Origin of the sequence: Streptomyces sp. NPDC091682 (assembly GCF_044756625.1) — a bacterium.
Classification (GTDB): Bacteria; Actinomycetota; Actinomycetes; order Streptomycetales; family Streptomycetaceae; genus Streptomyces.
Map to the genome: position 1 here is coordinate 122,872 of NZ_JBIVTH010000010.1, position 16,553 is coordinate 139,424.

Sequence of the window (16,553 nt, forward strand, 5' to 3'; positions counted from 1 at the left end):
GGGCCTATGTCACCCTATGTGGAGCCCTGCACACTCCCGGTTGGACCGATTGCACCCGCGCGTCACGCCCCTGTCACCCCTGGGGGTGCAAGGAAAGCTCCCACGAGTCGACCGCGTAGTGCAGGCCCATGCCGTGCGCCTCGTACAGCGCGAGCGCGCCGGTCTCGTTGCGGGTGTCCACGCCGAGGCCCACGCAGTCCCGGCCGCGCTCCGCGTAGACGGCGAAGCAGTGGCGGAGCAGGAAACCGCCGACGCCCCGGCCGCGCACCTCCTCGGCCACGCCGATGTGGCTGACCCAGGCCATGCTCGTACGGTCGTCCCGGGTGAGCAGCACGGCCGCGTCGCCGTGGCCGGGCAGGCTCGCGATCCACACCAGCGACCAGTCGAGCCCCCGGCCGTCCATGTGGTCCAGCCAGGTCTCGTACGGGCGGTCCACATGGCCGAAGTGCGCGGCGAAGGTCCGCTCGATCAGGGCGTGGGCCCGGTGGCGGTCGCCCTCGTCGTCGGCGCAGTGCCGCAGGGTGAGTCCGGCCGGCGGGGGCGGCGCCGGGTCGGCTGCCGGGGACAGGGAGCGGGTCATGACCTGGTAGCGGCGGATGGTGCGGTAGCCGCGCCCGGCGAGGAGGGCCAGGTCGAGGGTGGGCTCCACGTTGAGCTGGAGCCTCAGGACTCCCTGACCGCCGGTCAGCTCCCGGGCCCGGGCCTCCATGCGCTGGAGCAGCAGGTCGGCCGCCTCGTGGTGCCCGGGCAGCACGTAGTGGTCACCGTCGACGCGCCCCGGGCCGGAGTCCGCCCAGACCAGGGCGTAGGCGACGAGCCTTCCGTCCTGGAAGGCGAGCCAGGAATCGGTGGACAGGTCCACGTCGGGGGCGTTGAGGTCGGACTCGACGGTGCCCAGATCGGTCTCCGGGCGACCGATCTCGATCAGGTCGACGGCATTGAGCAGGGCGCAGATGTCGGACGCGTCCCCGGGCCCGGCGGGCCGTACGGTGAGGATCATGCCGTCACTCTCCGTCCACGGCTCCGGGGGCGCAAGCGGTTTCCCGAGGACCCCGGACCGGCGACGAAAACGGCTGGTCGCCGGCGCCGTGGGGCACCGGGGACCAGCCGTTCGCGAGCAACGCGTCGGTCAGACGGCCAGGATGGCCTTCTCCTCGGCGAAGTGGCACGCGGACTCGTGCGCGGCCAGGGTGTTCACGCCCTTGAAGCGCTCCGGGATCGCCAGCAGCGGCTCCTCGGTGGAGCACTTGTCCTGGGCCTTCCAGCAGCGGGTGCGGAAGCGGCAGCCCGACGGCGGGTTGGCCGGGGACGGGACGTCGCCGGTAAGGATGATCCGCTCGCGGCCCTCGCGCGCGTCCGGGTCCGGGACCGGGACGGCGGAGAGCAGCGCCTGGGTGTACGGGTGGGTCGGGTGCTCGTAGATCTCGGCGTCGGAGCCGATCTCGGCCATCTTGCCCAGGTACATGACGCCCACGCGGTCCGAGATGTGCCGGACGATCGAGAGGTCGTGCGCGATGAAGAGGTAGGAGAGGTTGAACTCGTCCTGCAGCTTCTCCATCAGGTTGATGACCTGGGCCTGCACCGACACGTCGAGCGCGGAGACCGGCTCGTCGCAGATGATGATCTCCGGTTGCAGGGCGAGGCCGCGGGCGATGCCGATGCGCTGGCGCTGGCCGCCGGAGAACTGGTGCGGGTACCGGTTGATGTACTCCGGGTTCAGACCGACGACGTCCAGGAGCTCCTGGACCTTCTGCCGGCGGTTGCCCTTGGGAGCCACCTCGGGGTGGATCTCGAAGGGCTCCCCGATGATGTCGCCGACCGTCATGCGCGGGTTCAGCGACGTGTACGGGTCCTGGAAGACCATCTGGATGTTGCGGCGCACGGCCTTCAGGGCACGGCCGGACAGCTTGCTGATGTCCTGGCCCTTGTAGAAGACCTCGCCGGCGGTCGCCCGCTCCAGGTTCATCAGGAGCTTGGCGACCGTGGACTTGCCACAGCCGGACTCGCCGACGATGCCGAGGGTCTCGCCCTGGTAGAGGTCGAAGGAGACCCCGTCGACCGCCTTGACCGCGCCGACCTGCTTCTTGAACAGGATTCCCTGGGTCAGCGGGAAGTGCTTGACCAGGTTACGGACCTGGAGGATCGGCTCGCGCTCGGTGGCGTTCTTGGTGAGCTCAGCCATGGATCTGGTCCTTCCAGAAGTGGCACGCGCTGCCGCGGCCGGGCAGTTCGGTGCCGTCCTGCTCGGTGACCGGGTGCAGCACCGGGATCTCGGTGCGGCAGATGTCCTGCGCCTTGGGGCAGCGGGGGCTGAAGGCGCAACCCGTCGGGATGCGGAGCAGGTTGGGCGGCAGACCCTTGATCGCGTAGAGCTCCTGGCCCTTCTGGTCCAGGCGCGGGATCGAGTCCAGCAGGCCGCGGGTGTACGGGTGGGAGGGGCGCTTGTAGATCTCGTGGACCGGAGCGGTCTCGACGATCCGGCCCGCGTACATGACCGCGATCTTGTCCGCGACGTCGGCGACGACGCCGAGGTCGTGGGTGATCAGGATCAGGCCCATGTTCATCTCGCTCTGGAGCTCCGCGAGCAGGTCCATGACCTGTGCCTGGACCGTCACGTCGAGGGCCGTGGTCGGCTCGTCCGCGATGATCAGGTCGGGCTCCAGGGCCAGCGCCATGGCGATCATGATGCGCTGGCGCATGCCGCCGGAGAACTGGTGCGGGTAGTCACCCACGCGCGCCTTGGCGGCGGGGATCTTCACGCGATCCATGAGCTCGACGGCCTTGCGCTTCGAGTCCTTCTTGGACATGCCCCGGTGGACCCGGAACATCTCGCCGAGCTGGTCGCCCACCGAGTAGACCGGGTTCAGGGAGGACAGCGCGTCCTGGAAGATCATCGCCATCTTGTCGCCGCGGAGCTTGCGGCGCTCCTCGTCGGACATCTTGAGGATGTCCTTGCCGTGGAAGCGCACCTCGCCACCGGCGACCCGTCCGGGCGGGCTGTCGAGAATGCCCATGATCGCCTGCGCGGTGACGGACTTGCCGGAGCCGGACTCGCCGAGCACGGCGAGGGTCTCGCCGGCGCTGACGCTGTAGCTCACGCCGTTGACGGCCTTGGCGACCCCGTCACGCGTCTTGAACTCGACCTGGAGGTTGTCCACCTCCAGCAGCGGCACGGCGGATCCGCCGCCCGTCTCCGCAACGCTGAGAATCTCCGACGTGGTCACGCCGCCACCTTCGTCCTGCTTGCTGATGTTGTCTCGGGGCATCGGGCGGCCCTACCGGAGCTTCGGGTCGAGCGCGTCGCGCAGGCCGTCGCCGACGAAGGCGAAGCCGAGCACGGTGACGACGACGAAGAGGCTGGGGAAGTACCACAGGTAGTCGCTGACGCCGATGAAGCCCTGGCCGGCCGCGAGCATGTTGCCCCACTCGGGGACGTCGACGGGAACGCCGGCGCCGAGGAAGGAGAGCGCCGCTACGCCGACGATCGTGGTGCCGACGTTGAAGGTCGCGTAGACCAGCACGGCGGTCAGCGAGTTGGGCAGGATGTGCGTGCGGACGACGCGCCAGCCGCTGGCGCCCAGCGCCTTGGCCGCATGGACGTAGTCCATCTCGCGCACGGACAGGATCGAGCTGCGCAGGAGCCTGGCCACGGTGGCCCACGAGAAGATGGCGAGCGAGATGATCACCGGGGTGATGCCGCGTCCGGTGACCAGGATGATGACGATGGCACCGATCATCAGCGGGAACGCGAGGAAGACGTCCGCGATGCGCATGACCAGGGTGTCGGCGAAGCCGGGGAAGTAGCCGGCGATGGCGCCGAGGATGACACCGATCAGCACCGCGAAGAAGATCGAGGCGAGGCCGACGAACATGGCCACGCGGGTACCGGCTATGAGGCGCGAGAACTGGTCGCGGCCCAGGGCGTCGGTACCCATCCAGTGGGTTCCGTTGGGCGCCGCGAGGGTGTTCTCCAGGTCCTGCGCGCCGGGGTCGAACGGGGCGAGCATGTCCCCGAAGATGGCGGTCAGGAACAGCAGGCAAATGATCACGAGGCCGACGACGGCCAGCTTGTTCTGAACGAAGCGGTGGCGGATCTCGCCCCACTGGCTCAGTTGTTTGGGGGCGGGTTCGGCCTTGGCCGAAGCGGACGACACGGGGTTCTCGTCCCCGATCGCCGGGCTCGTTGCGAGCTCAGACATGAGGAAATCCTCCTTGGGGGCGGTCAGCTGAGGCGGATACGCGGGTCGAGGGCCGCGTACAGCAGGTCCACGATGAGGCTGAGGACGACGAAGATGGCGACGCTGTACGTCACGACGCCGATCACGATCGGGTTGTTCTGCTGCTGAATCGCCTGAACCAGTGCCAGACCGACACCGTCCCAGTTGAAGATCGCCTCGGTGATGAGCGCACCGCCGAGGAGTCCGCCGAAGGAGATGCCCAGGTAGGTGACCACGGGGATGGACGAGTTGCGCAGGACGTGCTTGAACAGCACGCGCCGGCGCGGAAGGCCCTTGGCCACGGCCGTCTTCACGTAGTCCGCGCGCAGCACCTCGAGCATCGTGCCGCGGGTCAGGCGGGCGACGAAGGCGATGTCGGTGATGGCGAGGGTCACTGCAGGAAGGATCATGCCGTTGAGCTGGTCACCGCCGATCGGCGGGAACCACTGGAGTTCCACGGCAAAGTACTTCTTGAGCAGCATGCCGATGACGAAGGTCGGGAAACCGACCGCCATCGTCGTAAAAAATGTCGTGGTCATGTCCAGCATGCTGTATCTGTAGAGCGCGGAGATGATGCCCACGCCCATACCGAACGCCGTGACGAGAACGATGGCCAGCAGGGCCAGCTTCGCGGTGTTCTGCAGCTTCGGGCCGAGGATTTCGGAAACCTCGCGCCGCTGGATGAAGTCCTCACCGAGGTCTCCGGTCGCGACCTTCGCGACATAGTTCACGTACTGCTCGGGCAGCGACTTGTCGAGCCCGTAACGCTCCTTGAGTTCCGCGACCACTGCAGGGTCACGTGCCTTGTCGCTGCCCGCGATCGAACCCACGGGATCACCGGGGAGAACGAACAGACACGCGAACAGAACCATGGTCGCGCCGATGAGGACTATGACCATCTGCCCGAGGCGACGGGCGACGTACCTTCCCATGTTTTGCCTCTCTACCTGGCCGCTTCTGGGAGCAGCGGCCTCCGACCCAAGGAACGGGTCGGCTCTCGGCCTGCGGGGATTGCCCGCGGATGTGAGGGGTGCCGAAGTAAGAACGGCCTGCCGAGCGAGGCCGCGGCCCACCGGTCACCCGGGGGCCGCGGCGCGTTCGCTCCTGACGGATATACCGTCCGAACCGATTACTTCTTGAGCGAGATCTTCTCGAGGATCGGGTCCTCGTTGAAGTTGATGTCGTCCAGACCGTTGAACTTGTCCGTCGCCATCAGGCGGAACTGGGAACGGTTGAAGGTCGGGATGAGGGCCATGTCCTCCATGGCCATCTTCTCGGCCTGCTTGTACATCGCGATGCGAGCGGCCTCGTCCTTGGTGGCGCGGGCCGTGTCGATCAGCTTGTCGAACTCGGGGTTGTTGTAACGGACGCGGTTGTCACCGGCCACGTTGCCCTCGGCGTCCTTGTTCATCGAGGCCGAGTGCAGCAGCGGGAACAGGAAGTTCTCCGGGGTCGGGTAGTCCGCGCCCCACGCGAAGCGGTAGATGCCCGTGGCGCCGGTGCCCTGCTGCTCCTTGAGCATGCCCGGGAAGTCCTTGCCGTCCAGCTTGACCTTGACGCCGAGGACGTCCTCGAGCTGCTTCGCGATGGCCTGGACCCACTCTTCGTGGCCCGCACCGGTGTTGAAGCTGAACTTGATCTCGGTACCCGGCTTCAGGCCGCCCTTTTCGGCGTGCTCCTTGGCCTTGGCGACGTCCTGCTTGATGCAGGAGGTGCACAGGTCCTTCTGGTACGCCTTCGGGAACGACGGCGGCACGATGGTGGTCGACGGGGTCTGGAAGCCCTGGAAGACACCCTTGGCGATGGCCTGACGGTCGATCGCGTAGGAGATCGCCAGACGGGCGTCCTTGTTGTTCGTCGGCCCGTTGTCACCGATCGGCAGAACGAAGTTCATGCCGTTGGTGTCCTTGGCGAACCACTTGTTCTGCGCCTTGTACTTCGCCTCGGCCGTCTTCAGCATCGGCGTCGGGATGTGCGCGTAGTCGAAGGTGCCGGCCTGGAAGCCGTCGTACTCGAGCTGGTGCGCGGTCTTGTCGTTGAGGAGGGTGACCTGGACCTTGCCCAGGGACGCCTTCTCCAGCCCGTAGGTGTCGTTACGGACGAGGTTGATCGCCTTGTTGTGCTCCCACGTGCCGTCCATCTTGAACGGACCGTTACCGATGGGGGCCTCGCCGAACGCCTTGTCCTCTTCGCCGACCTTGGCGACCTTCGGGACCGGGCTGTAGGCGTTGTGCGCCGTCTTCAGGACGAACTCGCAGTCCGCCTTGGCCAGGTCCACCTTGATGGTGGTCGGGTCCGGCGTGGTGACACCGGAGAAGGTCTTGGCGGAGCCGTCCTGCAGCTGCTCGTAACCCTTGATGCCGGCGAAGTGGTACGCCACGTCGGACGCGGCGGCCTTGTGCGCGGCACGGGCCCAACCACGGGCGAACGACTCGGCGTCGACGACCTCGCCGTTGGAGAACTTGGTGTCCGGCTTGATCTTGAAGGTCCAGGACAGGCAACCCTCGTCCGACGTCGCCGACTCGGCGAGCGCGGGCTCGGCCAGGCCGTCCGGCGTGTTGCCGTACAGGCCGGTGAACAGGGCGTTGGCCAGCAGGACGCCGGTGGACTCGTGGGCACGCCCCGGGTCGATGGTGTCCGGCTCCGTGCTACCGAGCCGGAACACGCCACCGTCGGCGCTGCCCTTGTCCTTGTCACCGTCACCGCCGCCACAGGCGGTAGCGGCCAGGGCGACGACAACCGCGCCCACGACCCACTTGGCGCTCTTGGCACCGCGCATGGGTTTCCTCCTCATGAGTCCACTGATCGACTTGAGGGGCAAAAAAACCTCGCCGACACCCCTGACGGCGAGCATTTCCGTGCCCATAGTGTGCTCGTGAGTCGGCGCGATCCCCACATCGCGTGACCCATTGACCCGAGCTCAATGGAGCCATCCTCAGGGACGGTCAGGCCGTAAACCACACTTAAGTGGTCTCGTTTTCACAACATCGATCCGCGTCAGAAACCCGAAATCCGGACAAACGGATAGGAGACAGACACGTGCGAAACGGACGGTTGGCTCATCTTCCGGAGCGTCACGGTCGGTATGCGGACACCTGAACGCAAAAATCCGCTTGACACAAGCGAACAGCCCCTCCCTTCACGGACTCCGTGAAGGGAGGGGCTGTTGCACGACCAGGGCCCTGCGGCCGGCTGTGCCCGCCGTGGCCGCGGCCCGAGCAAACCCGGGCGAACGGCCGTACGGCTGTTGCTACTTGGCCTACTTGGCGGACTTGGCGCGCGACGCGGTGCGCGAGCGCTCCTTCTGGTCCAGGACGACCTTGCGGATGCGGACGGCCTCGGGGGTCACCTCGACGCACTCGTCGTCGCGGCAGAACTCCAGGGACTGCTCCAGCGACAGCTTGCGCGGCGGGATCACGTTCTCCGTGTTGTCCGCGGAAGCCGCACGCATGTTGGTGAGCTTCTTCTCCTTGGTGATGTTCACGTCCATGTCGTCGGAGCGCGAGTTCTCGCCGACGATCATGCCCTCGTACACCTCGGTACCGGGCTCGGTGAACAGGACGCCGCGCTCCTGCAGGTTGATCATGGCGAACGGCGTGACCGCACCGGAGCGGTCGGCGACCAGGGAGCCGTTGTTACGGGTCACCAGCTGGCCGAACCACGGCTCGTGGCCCTCGTGGATCGAGTGGGCGATGCCCGTACCGCGGGTGTTCGTCAGGAACTCCGTACGGAAGCCGATGAGGCCGCGCGACGGGACGACGAACTCCATGCGGACCCAGCCGGAGCCGTGGTTCGACATGTTGTCCATGCGGCCCTTGCGGACGCCCATGAGCTGCGTGACCGCGCCCATGTGCTCCTCGGGGACGTCGACCGTCATGCGCTCGACCGGCTCGTGCACCTTGCCGTCGATCTCCTGCGTGACGACCTGCGGCTTGCCGATGGTGAGCTCGAAGCCCTCGCGGCGCATCTGCTCGACCAGAATGGCGAGCGCGAGCTCACCGCGGCCCTGGACCTCCCAGGCGTCCGGACGCTCGGTCTCGAGGACGCGGAGCGAGACGTTACCGATCAGCTCGCGGTCCAGGCGGTCCTTGACCTGGCGGGCGGTGACCTTGCGGTCCTTGACCGCGGACTTGGCGTCCGCGCCCTTGCCGGTGCCGCCGCGGCCGACCATCGGGGAGGTGTTCGTACCGATGGTCATGGAGATCGCCGGCTCGTCGACCGAGATCAGCGGGAGCGCGATCGGGTTCTCCGGGTCGGCCAGGGTCTCACCGATCATGATGTCGGGGATACCGGCGACCGCGCAGATGTCACCCGGGCCCGCCACCTCGGCCGGCTTGCGGGTGAGCGCCTCGGTCATCATCAGCTCGGTGATGCGCACGTTGGAGATCGAGCCGTCGCGCTTGATCCACGCGACCGTCTGGCCCTTGCGCAGCTCGCCCTGCTCGACGCGGAGCAGCGCGATGCGGCCGAGGAAGTTGTCGGCGTCGAGGTTGGTGACGTGGGCCTGCAGCGGGGCCTCTTCGTCGAACGTCGGGGCCGGGACGTGCTCCAGGATCGTGGAGAAGAACGGCTCCAGGCTGTCGCTGTCCGCGGGGACGGTGCCGTCCTCCGGCTTGGTCAGCGAGGCGATGCCGTCACGGCCGCAGGCGTAGACGATCGGGAACTCGATCTGGTCCTCGGTGGCGTCCAGGTCCAGGAACAGGTCGTAGGTGTCGTTGACGACCTCGTCGATCCGGGAGTCCGGGCGGTCCGTCTTGTTGATGCAGAGGATGACCGGCATGTTCGCCTGCAGGGCCTTGCGCAGGACGAAGCGGGTCTGGGGCAGCGGACCCTCGGAGGCGTCCACCAGCAGAACGACGGCGTCCACCATCGACAGACCGCGCTCGACCTCACCACCGAAGTCGGCGTGGCCGGGGGTGTCGATGATGTTGATCGTGATCGGGGCCCCGCCGTCCTTGGGGTGATACTTCACCGCCGTGTTCTTGGCGAGGATCGTGATGCCCTTCTCACGCTCCAGGTCGTTCGAGTCCATCATGCGGTCGTCGAGCTGCTGGTGGGCGGCGAAGGCACCGGCCTGCTTGAGCATGGCATCGACGATGGTCGTCTTGCCATGGTCGACGTGGGCGACGATGGCGACGTTACGGATGTCGTGGCGCGTGGGCACTTCGGCGCTTCTCCCGGGATCGTGGATGGCGTCGCGTACGGTCCGGCACGCGCGCCTCGGCCGGGCGAAAACCTGCCACGGCCTTACCCCATGGTACGTCGCGCGGCGGGAACCGCCCGCCGGGGGGTCTGTCAAGAGGCCGGATGAATGAGTGCGGCCGAGCGCTGCGTGGGGTGCCTCGACCGCCGTTCCTGCTGGTGAACACACGGGTCAACGGGTACGCACGACCTTGCCCGCCGGGGGATCCGGCGGGCAAGGGACTTGAGTCACATCTGAGCTTGTGACCCCGCGGTCAACCAGACAGGCACCGCTTTTTCACCACTTCTTCTCCCGCGCTACTTCTTCTTGTCCTTCGCGGTCAGGGCCTTCTTCCAGCCGATGTCCTGGTAGCGGGGGGCGCCGAGGCCGAAGGCGCCGGCGTTGGCGAGGCTCGGCTTGACCGCCACCAGCTCCGGGCGCTGGAAGAGGGGGATGGAGCCGGCGGCGGCCCAGATCCGGGCGTCCGCCTTGCGCATCAGCTCACGGGACTGCTCCTCGTCCAGTTCACCGACCGCCTGGTCGAAGAGCTGGTCGATGTGGTCGGTGCCGACCCGCGTGTAGTTCTGTTCGACGAGGAGCGAGCCGTCCGCGGCCGGCTCCGGCTTGGCGAAGATGGGCCGGGCGTCGGTGGCCGGGTAGGCCGTCGCGGGCCAGGAGTACAGGGCCAGGTCGTACTGGCCGGAGGCGATGTGGTCCTTGAAGAAGCTGGCGTCGGCCACCTTGATCGTCTCGGTGTTCACGCCGACCTTGCGGAGCATCCCGGCGATCCGCTCGCCGACCGCGCGCAAGGACTCCGAGCCGGGGCCCGCCGGGAGGACGAAGCGCAGGCTGAGCGCCTTGCCGTCCTTGGCGAGCATGTTGCCGGAGGTGCGGACGGGCTGCTTGGCGGGGGCCGGGGCCGGGGAGGCCTTGGCGGGGTCGGCCCCGTCTCCGTCGCGGGCCGGGGCCCCCTTGCCGTCGTCGGCGTCCTCCGCCCGGGCGGTGCGGGCGACCCGGGCCGCCTGGGCGAGCAGGGACGCCTGCTGCTGGGCCCCGAAGGGGGCGGGGGCGAGCACCGGGGACGGCCCGTCCTGGGCCTGCGCCGGACCGGTGTCGCTCTTCGGGCGGTCGGCGGTCGCCGGCCGCGGCTCGCCGCCCGCCCCGTCGTCCTGGCCCACGATGTAGAGCCCGTCGTTCCCGGTGCCCGGGCCCGACGGGGTCTTCGAGTCGTCCTGCGGCGCGCTCTCCGGGCCGGCCTTGGCGCCCGCGGGCTCGGTGATCTTGCCGCCCTTGCGCCAGCCCGCGTCCGCGAACAGGGCCTGGGCCGCCCGGGGGTCCAGGCCGCCGAGCGCGTCGCTGTTGTCGGCGTACGCCCGTTGCCCCGCCAGGGCCAGGTGGCTGCCGACCGGCTTCGCGGGCAGGCCGAGCGGCGCCAGCACGACTTCGGCCAGCGCCTTGCGGTCCAGGGCCCGGGCCACCGCCCGGCGCACCCGCTCGTCCGCCAACGGGCCGGAGGCCCCGTTCATCGCGAGCTGCGTGTAGGCCGGCTCCAGGGACTTCCGCACGGTGAAGGCCTTCAGCGCCGTCTGCTCGGCCGCGTACTGCTTGACCGAGGCGAGGTGCTTCTGGCGGCTCTCCGTCTCCGCCGCGGCCTTGTCCTCGTCCGCCCCGAAGGCGGTCGCCCAGGACAGCGTGGCCTGCGCCGGCGTCAGCGCGGCCTCCGGGCCGTGGGCCGGGGCGCCGCCCGTGCCCGGGCCGTTCTTGGCGGCCGCGTCCCGGCGGGCCAGTGCGATCCGGTCGGCCCCGGCCCGGTCGATCTCCGCCAGATCGAGCTTCCCGGCGGCCAGCGCCGCCGGGCGCTCGGCCCGCGGGACCGCCGTCAGGACCAGCGTGTCCAGCTTGGCCGGACGGCCCCACCAGCGCGCGTTGCGGGTCAGGGCGGCGGTCCCGGCCTTCTTGTCGATCGTGCTCAGCCCGAAGGGTCCGGCGGTGATCTTCAGGGCGCCGCGGACGCCCTCGTTGAAGGCCTCCGGGGTGCCGGTGACCTGCTTGGGGTAGAGCGGGGTGAAGAGGGAGCGCCAGTCGGCGTACGGCTTGTTGAAGGTGACCCTGACCTCCAGGTCGGTCTTGCCCTTCTCGATCTTCTCGATCCGGTCGTAGCCGGCGTTGCGCGCCGTCCAGTACGCCGAGTCCTTGCCGTTCAGGGCCCGCCACTGCGCCACGAAGTCGGCGGCGCCGATCTCGCGCCCGTCGCTCCACACCGCCTTCTGGTTCAGCTTGTACTGGACGACCTGCTTCGGCTCCCGCTCGATGACCTCGGCCTTCTCCAGGTAGTCCGGGTTGACCACCGGCCGCCCCTTGGCGTCCAGCACGAACAGCTGCGGCAGCACGGCGCCGGCGATCCTGTTGGTGGTGGCGTCCGCGTCGGCCTGGAAGGTGTTGAAGGTGTCCGGCAGCGCGTCGACCGCCCAGCGCAACACGCCCCCGTCCGCGACCTTGTCGCGGGTGGTCGTGGCGATGTCCTGTTCCGCGGCGGCCTGGCCGCCCTCGTCGTCACCCGCGCCGCAGCCCGTGAGCAGCGGCAGTGCGAGGACTCCCGAGGTCAGGAGCGCCAAGGACCTGCGCCTTCTCTGGGACATGGGTGGTACCTCCGGGGCGGGGCGTGGGGGAAGCATGATCACGTTCGGCGGTATATGGAGCTGATCACACCGGTTGCCGGAACCCACTGAAATAGACGGTCCGCCGCACCCCTCGCAGCCGCCTCTCGCCACGCCGCGAACCCCACCCGTGCGGACCAATCCCGCTTGCGCCGCAGGAGGCGTTCCCCCGGGAGAGGGATGAGAATGGGGGCAGGGAGGGGCGCACGGTTCACGCCTGCGCGCCCGCAATCGCTGCACGTCCCTTCACAACGGGGGACGGGAAGCGCGACACTCGCAGGCGCACATGAGCGTTGCCACCGCACCTGGCGGAAGTGAGGGCAAGTCATGTCCCTGCAAGACGATCTGAGTGCCGTACGGCGCAACCTGGACGAGCTGACGCGCAAGGTCGAGCGGCTGGAGCAGCAGGCCGCCCGGCAGAAGCCGTCGACGACGGCGACGGGTCCGGACCCGTCCCGGATGGTGACGGTCCCGGACACCCCGTACGACAGCTCCCTGTGGACGGACTCCGACGACGAGGGCCTGGGCGCCCGCGACCGCCGCGCCCCCTGAGGCAGCCTGTCCCGGACCCGCATCCACCCGCGCCCCGTCCGGTCCGGCCGTTCGCGTCCGGGCCGGACGGGGCACCCTTCACCACTCCTCCCGGAGTCTTCTTTGGCCACAGGCACGGAACGACCCCAGCAGCGGCCCGGCGGCGTCCACGACGCCTCACGGGCCGCGATCGCGGCCCGGCACCTGCGGACCGACCGGTGGTGGCTGGCCCCCGCCGGCACCGCGGCCGGGCTGTTCGCCTTCATCGTCTATTCGACCTGGCGGGCCTTCGCGAACGCCGACTACTACGCGGCCCCGTACGTCTCCCCCTTCTACTCCCCGTGTCTCGCGGAGAACTGCGTCCCGATGAAGGGCGGGCCCAACTGGGAGGTCTTCGGCAGCTGGTGGGGCCTCTCCCCCGCCCTGCTGATCCTGATCTTCCCGCTCGGCTTCCGGCTGACCTGCTACTACTACCGCAAGGCCTACTACCGGGGCTTCTGGGCCTCGCCGCCCGCCTGTGCGGTCGCCGAACCGCACACGAGGTACACCGGCGAAACCCGCTTCCCGCTGATCCTCCAGAACGCGCACCGGTACTTCTTCTACGCGGCGGTCCCGGTCGCGGGCATCCTCACGTACGACACGGTGCTGACCTTCCGCGACGAGCACTACGACTGGGGCCACATGGGCCTCGGGACCCTGCTGTTCCTGGTCAACATCACGCTGATCTGGGCCTACACCCTGTCCTGCCACTCCTGCCGGCACATCATGGGCGGCCGGCTCAAGCACTTCTCGAAGCACCCGGTGCGCTACCGGCTCTGGGGCTGGATCAGCCGGCTCAACGCCCGCCACATGCAACTGGCGTGGGCCTCCCTGATCAGCGTGGCCCTGTGCGACTTCTACGTGTACCTGCTGGCCAGCGGCGCCTTCACCGACCCGAGGATCTTTTGAGATGGCTCAAGTGGAACGGCAGCAGTGGGACGTGGTCGTGGTCGGCGCCGGGGGCGCCGGGCTGCGGGCCGCGATCGAGGCCCGTGAGCGCGGCGCCCGTACGGCCGTGATCTGCAAGTCCCTGTTCGGCAAGGCCCATACGGTGATGGCGGAGGGCGGGATCGCTGCCTCCATGGGCAACGTCAACGAGGGCGACAACTGGCAGGTGCACTTCCGCGACACCATGCGCGGGGGCAAGTTCCTCAACCAGTGGCGGATGGCGGAACTCCACGCGAAGGAGGCCCCCGACCGGGTCTGGGAGCTGGAGACCTGGGGCGCGCTCTTCGACCGGACGCCCGACGGGAAGATCTCCCAGCGCAACTTCGGCGGGCACGAGTACCCGCGCCTCGCGCACGTCGGCGACCGTACCGGCCTGGAACTGATCCGCACCCTCCAGCAGAAGATCGTCGCCCTCCAGCAGGAGGACTTCAAGGAGTGCGGGGACTACGAGGCCCGGCTCAAGGTCTTCCAGGAGTGCACGGTCACCAGGGTTCTGAAGGATCACGGTCCGAAGGACGGGGAGAGGGTCTCGGGGGCCTTCTGCTACGAGCGCGAGTCCGGCCGGTTCTTCGTGTTGGAGGCCCCGGCGGTCGTCCTGGCCACGGGCGGGATCGGCAAGTCCTTCAAGACCACCTCCAACTCCTGGGAGTACACGGGCGACGGCCACGCGCTGGCCCTGCTCGCGGGCGCGCCCCTGCTCAACATGGAGTTCGTGCAGTTCCACCCGACCGGCATGGTCTGGCCGCCGTCGGTCAAGGGCATCCTCGTCACCGAGTCCGTGCGCGGTGACGGCGGAGTGCTGCGCAACTCCGAGGGCAAGCGGTTCATGTTCGACTACGTCCCCGACGTCTTCAAGGAGAAGTACGCCGAGTCGGAGGCGGAGGGCGACCGCTGGTACGAGGACCCGGACCACAACCGGCGCCCGCCCGAGCTGCTGCCGCGCGACGAGGTGGCGCGGGCCATCAACTCCGAGGTGAAGGCGGGCCGCGGCTCACCGCACGGCGGGGTCTTCCTCGACGTGTCCACCCGGATGCCGGCCGAGCGGATCAAGCGGCGGCTGCCGTCGATGTACCACCAGTTCAAGGAGCTGGCGGACGTGGACATCACGGCGGAGCCGATGGAGGTGGGTCCGACCTGCCACTACGTGATGGGCGGGATCGCGGTCGACTCGGAGTCCGCCGCCACCGTCGGGGTGCCGGGGCTGTTCGCGGCGGGCGAGGTCGCGGGCGGGATGCACGGCTCGAACCGGCTCGGCGGCAACTCCCTCTCCGACCTGCTGGTCTTCGGACGGCGGGCCGGGCTGCACGCGGCGCAGTACGCCGCCGCCGCCGGACGCCCGGCGGTCGCCCAGTCGGAGGTCGACGCGGCGGCGACGGAGGCGCTGGCCCCCTTCCACGCCGCCGAGGGCGCGGAGAACCCGTACACGCTCCACCAGGAACTGCAGACGACGATGAACGACCTCGTCGGCATCATCCGGCGCGCGGGCGAGATGACCGAGGCGTTGGAGAAGCTCGCGACCCTGCGCGTACGGGCCTCCCGGGCCGGTGTCGAGGGGCACCGGCAGTTCAACCCCGGCTGGCACCTCGCCCTGGACCTGCGGAACATGCTGCTGGTCAGCGAGTGCGTGGCCCGCGCGGCCCTGGAGCGCACCGAGAGCCGGGGCGGGCACACCCGCGAGGACTGTCCGTCGATGGAGCGCAGCTGGCGCCCGGTGAACCTGCTGTGCCGGCCGGTCGACCCGGTGCCGGCGGATCCGGCCGCCGACAAGATCGCCCTCGAACGGACCCGTACCGAGCCCATCCGTCCCGACCTGCTCGCGCTCTTCGAGAAGGAAGAGCTGGTCAAGTACCTCGCCGAAGAGGAGCTGTACCAATGAGTGCGTACGACGCGAGCTTCCGGATCTGGCGGGGCAACGCGGAGGGCGGGGAACTGCGGGACTTCACCGTCGAGGTGCACGACGGGGAGGTGGTCCTGGACATCGTCCACCGGCTCCAGGCCACCCAGGCCTCGGACCTGGCGGTGCGCTGGAACTGCAAGGCGGGCAAGTGCGGCTCGTGCAGTGCGGAGGTCAACGGCCGGCCGCGGCTGATGTGCATGACGCGCATGTCGACCTTCGAGCGGTCCGAGACGATCACCGTCACCCCGCTGCGCGCCTTCCCGATCGTCCGGGACCTGGTGACGGACGTGTCCTTCAACTACGCGAAGGCGCGGGAGGTCCCGGCCTTCGTACCGCCGGAGGGGGTGGCCCCGGGCGCGTACCGGATGCAGCAGATCGACGTGGAGCGCTCGCAGGAGTTCAGGAAGTGCATCGAGTGCTTCTTGTGCCAGGACACCTGTCACGTGGTGCGCGACCACGAGGAGAACAAGGGCGCCTTCGCCGGCCCGCGCTTCCTGATGCGGGTGGCGGAGCTGGACATGCACCCGCTGGACGCGGCGCAGGGGGCGGGCCTGGACCGCAAGCGCACCGCGCAGGAGGAGCACGGGCTCGGCTACTGCAACATCACCAAGTGCTGTACGGAGGTCTGCCCGGAGGGCATCAAGATCACCGACAATGCGCTGATCCCGCTGAAGGAGCGGGCGGTGGACCGCAAGTACGACCCGCTGGTGTGGCTGGGCAACAAGATCGCCCGCCGGTCCGCCGACCCCCGGTAGTCCCGGACGTGCCGGACATCCCGGACGTCCCGCCGCCCGCGCCCACGGCGATCGTGCCGTCGTGGGTGCGGGCGGCGGCGTCCCCCGGCGGGGTCAGCGCCCGGAGTGGTCGATGACGTTGCCGTTGGAGCAGTTGTTGGTGTGGTCGCCCACCCAGTCTCCCGCCACCGGGACCACGGCCACCTCCTGGAGGCAGACGGCGGCCGCGGTGAAGTTCCAGTTGTTGGCCGCGTTGACCCCGCCGCCGAAGTTGCTGTCGGCGTGGGCGGGCGTGGCGAGGGCGAGCGCGGCCACGGCGAGCGCGGCGGCGGAGATGATCTTCTTCAT

13 protein-coding genes are annotated in these 16,553 nt (G+C 69.0%); 4 read left to right on the forward strand and 9 right to left on the reverse strand.

All coding sequences use genetic code 11. The features are described 5' to 3' along the window. Positions 1-73: 73 nt before the first annotated feature. From ACIQK6_RS23460 to ACIQK6_RS23495, 8 genes are all read right to left on the reverse strand, one after another. Entirely contained in the window at positions 74-1,000 is a 927-nt protein-coding gene (locus ACIQK6_RS23460; protein WP_329099231.1) for a GNAT family N-acetyltransferase, read from the reverse strand. 129 nt (positions 1,001-1,129) lie between these two features. Further along, positions 1,130-2,182: a dipeptide ABC transporter ATP-binding protein gene (locus tag ACIQK6_RS23465; RefSeq protein ID WP_329099232.1), complete on the reverse strand. Its 1,053-nt coding sequence runs from the start codon at positions 2,180-2,182 to the stop codon at positions 1,130-1,132. Continuing rightward, positions 2,175-3,266: an ABC transporter ATP-binding protein gene (locus tag ACIQK6_RS23470; protein ID WP_402695372.1), complete on the reverse strand. Its 1,092-nt coding sequence runs from the start codon at positions 3,264-3,266 to the stop codon at positions 2,175-2,177. Before ACIQK6_RS23470 ends, ACIQK6_RS23465 begins: the two co-directional genes overlap by 8 nt. A gap of 9 nt (positions 3,267-3,275) precedes the next feature. Next, positions 3,276-4,199, reverse strand: a complete 924-nt coding sequence (locus ACIQK6_RS23475; RefSeq protein ID WP_329099234.1) for an ABC transporter permease — start codon at positions 4,197-4,199, stop codon at positions 3,276-3,278. A 23-nt stretch (positions 4,200-4,222) separates the two neighbouring features. Continuing rightward, complete coding sequence (locus tag ACIQK6_RS23480; protein WP_030016617.1) at positions 4,223-5,149, reverse strand: ABC transporter permease; 927 nt, start codon at positions 5,147-5,149, stop codon at positions 4,223-4,225. A 197-nt stretch (positions 5,150-5,346) separates the two neighbouring features. Next, a complete protein-coding gene (locus ACIQK6_RS23485; protein ID WP_329099235.1) occupies positions 5,347-6,996 on the reverse strand; it encodes an ABC transporter substrate-binding protein in 1,650 nt (549 codons plus the stop codon). 480 nt (positions 6,997-7,476) lie between these two features. Next, positions 7,477-9,381, reverse strand: a complete 1,905-nt coding sequence (typA, locus tag ACIQK6_RS23490) for a translational GTPase TypA (RefSeq protein ID WP_329099237.1) — start codon at positions 9,379-9,381, stop codon at positions 7,477-7,479. Positions 9,382-9,716: 335 nt separating this feature from the next. Then, on the reverse strand, positions 9,717-12,038 hold the full coding sequence (locus tag ACIQK6_RS23495) for an ABC transporter family substrate-binding protein (protein WP_329099239.1): 2,322 nt from the start codon (positions 12,036-12,038) through the stop codon (positions 9,717-9,719). Positions 12,039-12,383: 345 nt separating this feature from the next. Here ACIQK6_RS23495 and ACIQK6_RS23500 point away from each other — a divergent pair, with 345 nt between their 5' ends. From ACIQK6_RS23500 to ACIQK6_RS23515, 4 genes are all read left to right on the forward strand, one after another. Then, positions 12,384-12,608 (forward strand): hypothetical protein, encoded by a 225-nt coding sequence (locus ACIQK6_RS23500; RefSeq protein ID WP_329099240.1) that lies wholly within the window; start codon positions 12,384-12,386, stop codon positions 12,606-12,608. 102 nt (positions 12,609-12,710) lie between these two features. Next, positions 12,711-13,535: a hypothetical protein gene (locus ACIQK6_RS23505; protein WP_329099241.1), complete on the forward strand. Its 825-nt coding sequence runs from the start codon at positions 12,711-12,713 to the stop codon at positions 13,533-13,535. A 1-nt stretch (position 13,536) separates the two neighbouring features. Beyond that, positions 13,537-15,450 (forward strand): fumarate reductase/succinate dehydrogenase flavoprotein subunit, encoded by a 1,914-nt coding sequence (locus ACIQK6_RS23510; protein ID WP_329099242.1) that lies wholly within the window; start codon positions 13,537-13,539, stop codon positions 15,448-15,450. Beyond that, positions 15,447-16,226, forward strand: a complete 780-nt coding sequence (locus tag ACIQK6_RS23515; RefSeq protein ID WP_329099244.1) for a succinate dehydrogenase/fumarate reductase iron-sulfur subunit — start codon at positions 15,447-15,449, stop codon at positions 16,224-16,226. Before ACIQK6_RS23510 ends, ACIQK6_RS23515 begins: the two co-directional genes overlap by 4 nt. 93 nt (positions 16,227-16,319) lie before the next feature. Here the strand turns inward: ACIQK6_RS23515 and ACIQK6_RS23520 are convergent, their stop codons facing one another. Next, a complete protein-coding gene (locus ACIQK6_RS23520; protein ID WP_402695472.1) occupies positions 16,320-16,553 on the reverse strand; it encodes a hypothetical protein in 234 nt (77 codons plus the stop codon).

Coding starts and splice junctions, on each gene's coding strand:
- ACIQK6_RS23475 (WP_329099234.1), bottom strand. CDS start 4,199: ATGTCTGAGCTCGCAACGAGCCCGGCGATCGGGGACGAGAACCCCGTG.
- ACIQK6_RS23510 (WP_329099242.1), top strand. CDS start 13,537: ATGGCTCAAGTGGAACGGCAGCAGTGGGACGTGGTCGTGGTCGGCGCC.
- ACIQK6_RS23485 (WP_329099235.1), bottom strand. CDS start 6,996: ATGCGCGGTGCCAAGAGCGCCAAGTGGGTCGTGGGCGCGGTTGTCGTC.
- ACIQK6_RS23465 (WP_329099232.1), bottom strand. CDS start 2,182: ATGGCTGAGCTCACCAAGAACGCCACCGAGCGCGAGCCGATCCTCCAG.
- ACIQK6_RS23520 (WP_402695472.1), bottom strand. CDS start 16,553: ATGAAGAAGATCATCTCCGCCGCCGCGCTCGCCGTGGCCGCGCTCGCC.
- ACIQK6_RS23500 (WP_329099240.1), top strand. CDS start 12,384: ATGTCCCTGCAAGACGATCTGAGTGCCGTACGGCGCAACCTGGACGAG.
- ACIQK6_RS23460 (WP_329099231.1), bottom strand. CDS start 1,000: ATGATCCTCACCGTACGGCCCGCCGGGCCCGGGGACGCGTCCGACATC.
- ACIQK6_RS23495 (WP_329099239.1), bottom strand. CDS start 12,038: ATGTCCCAGAGAAGGCGCAGGTCCTTGGCGCTCCTGACCTCGGGAGTC.
- ACIQK6_RS23470 (WP_402695372.1), bottom strand. CDS start 3,266: ATGCCCCGAGACAACATCAGCAAGCAGGACGAAGGTGGCGGCGTGACC.
- ACIQK6_RS23480 (WP_030016617.1), bottom strand. CDS start 5,149: ATGGGAAGGTACGTCGCCCGTCGCCTCGGGCAGATGGTCATAGTCCTC.
- ACIQK6_RS23515 (WP_329099244.1), top strand. CDS start 15,447: ATGAGTGCGTACGACGCGAGCTTCCGGATCTGGCGGGGCAACGCGGAG.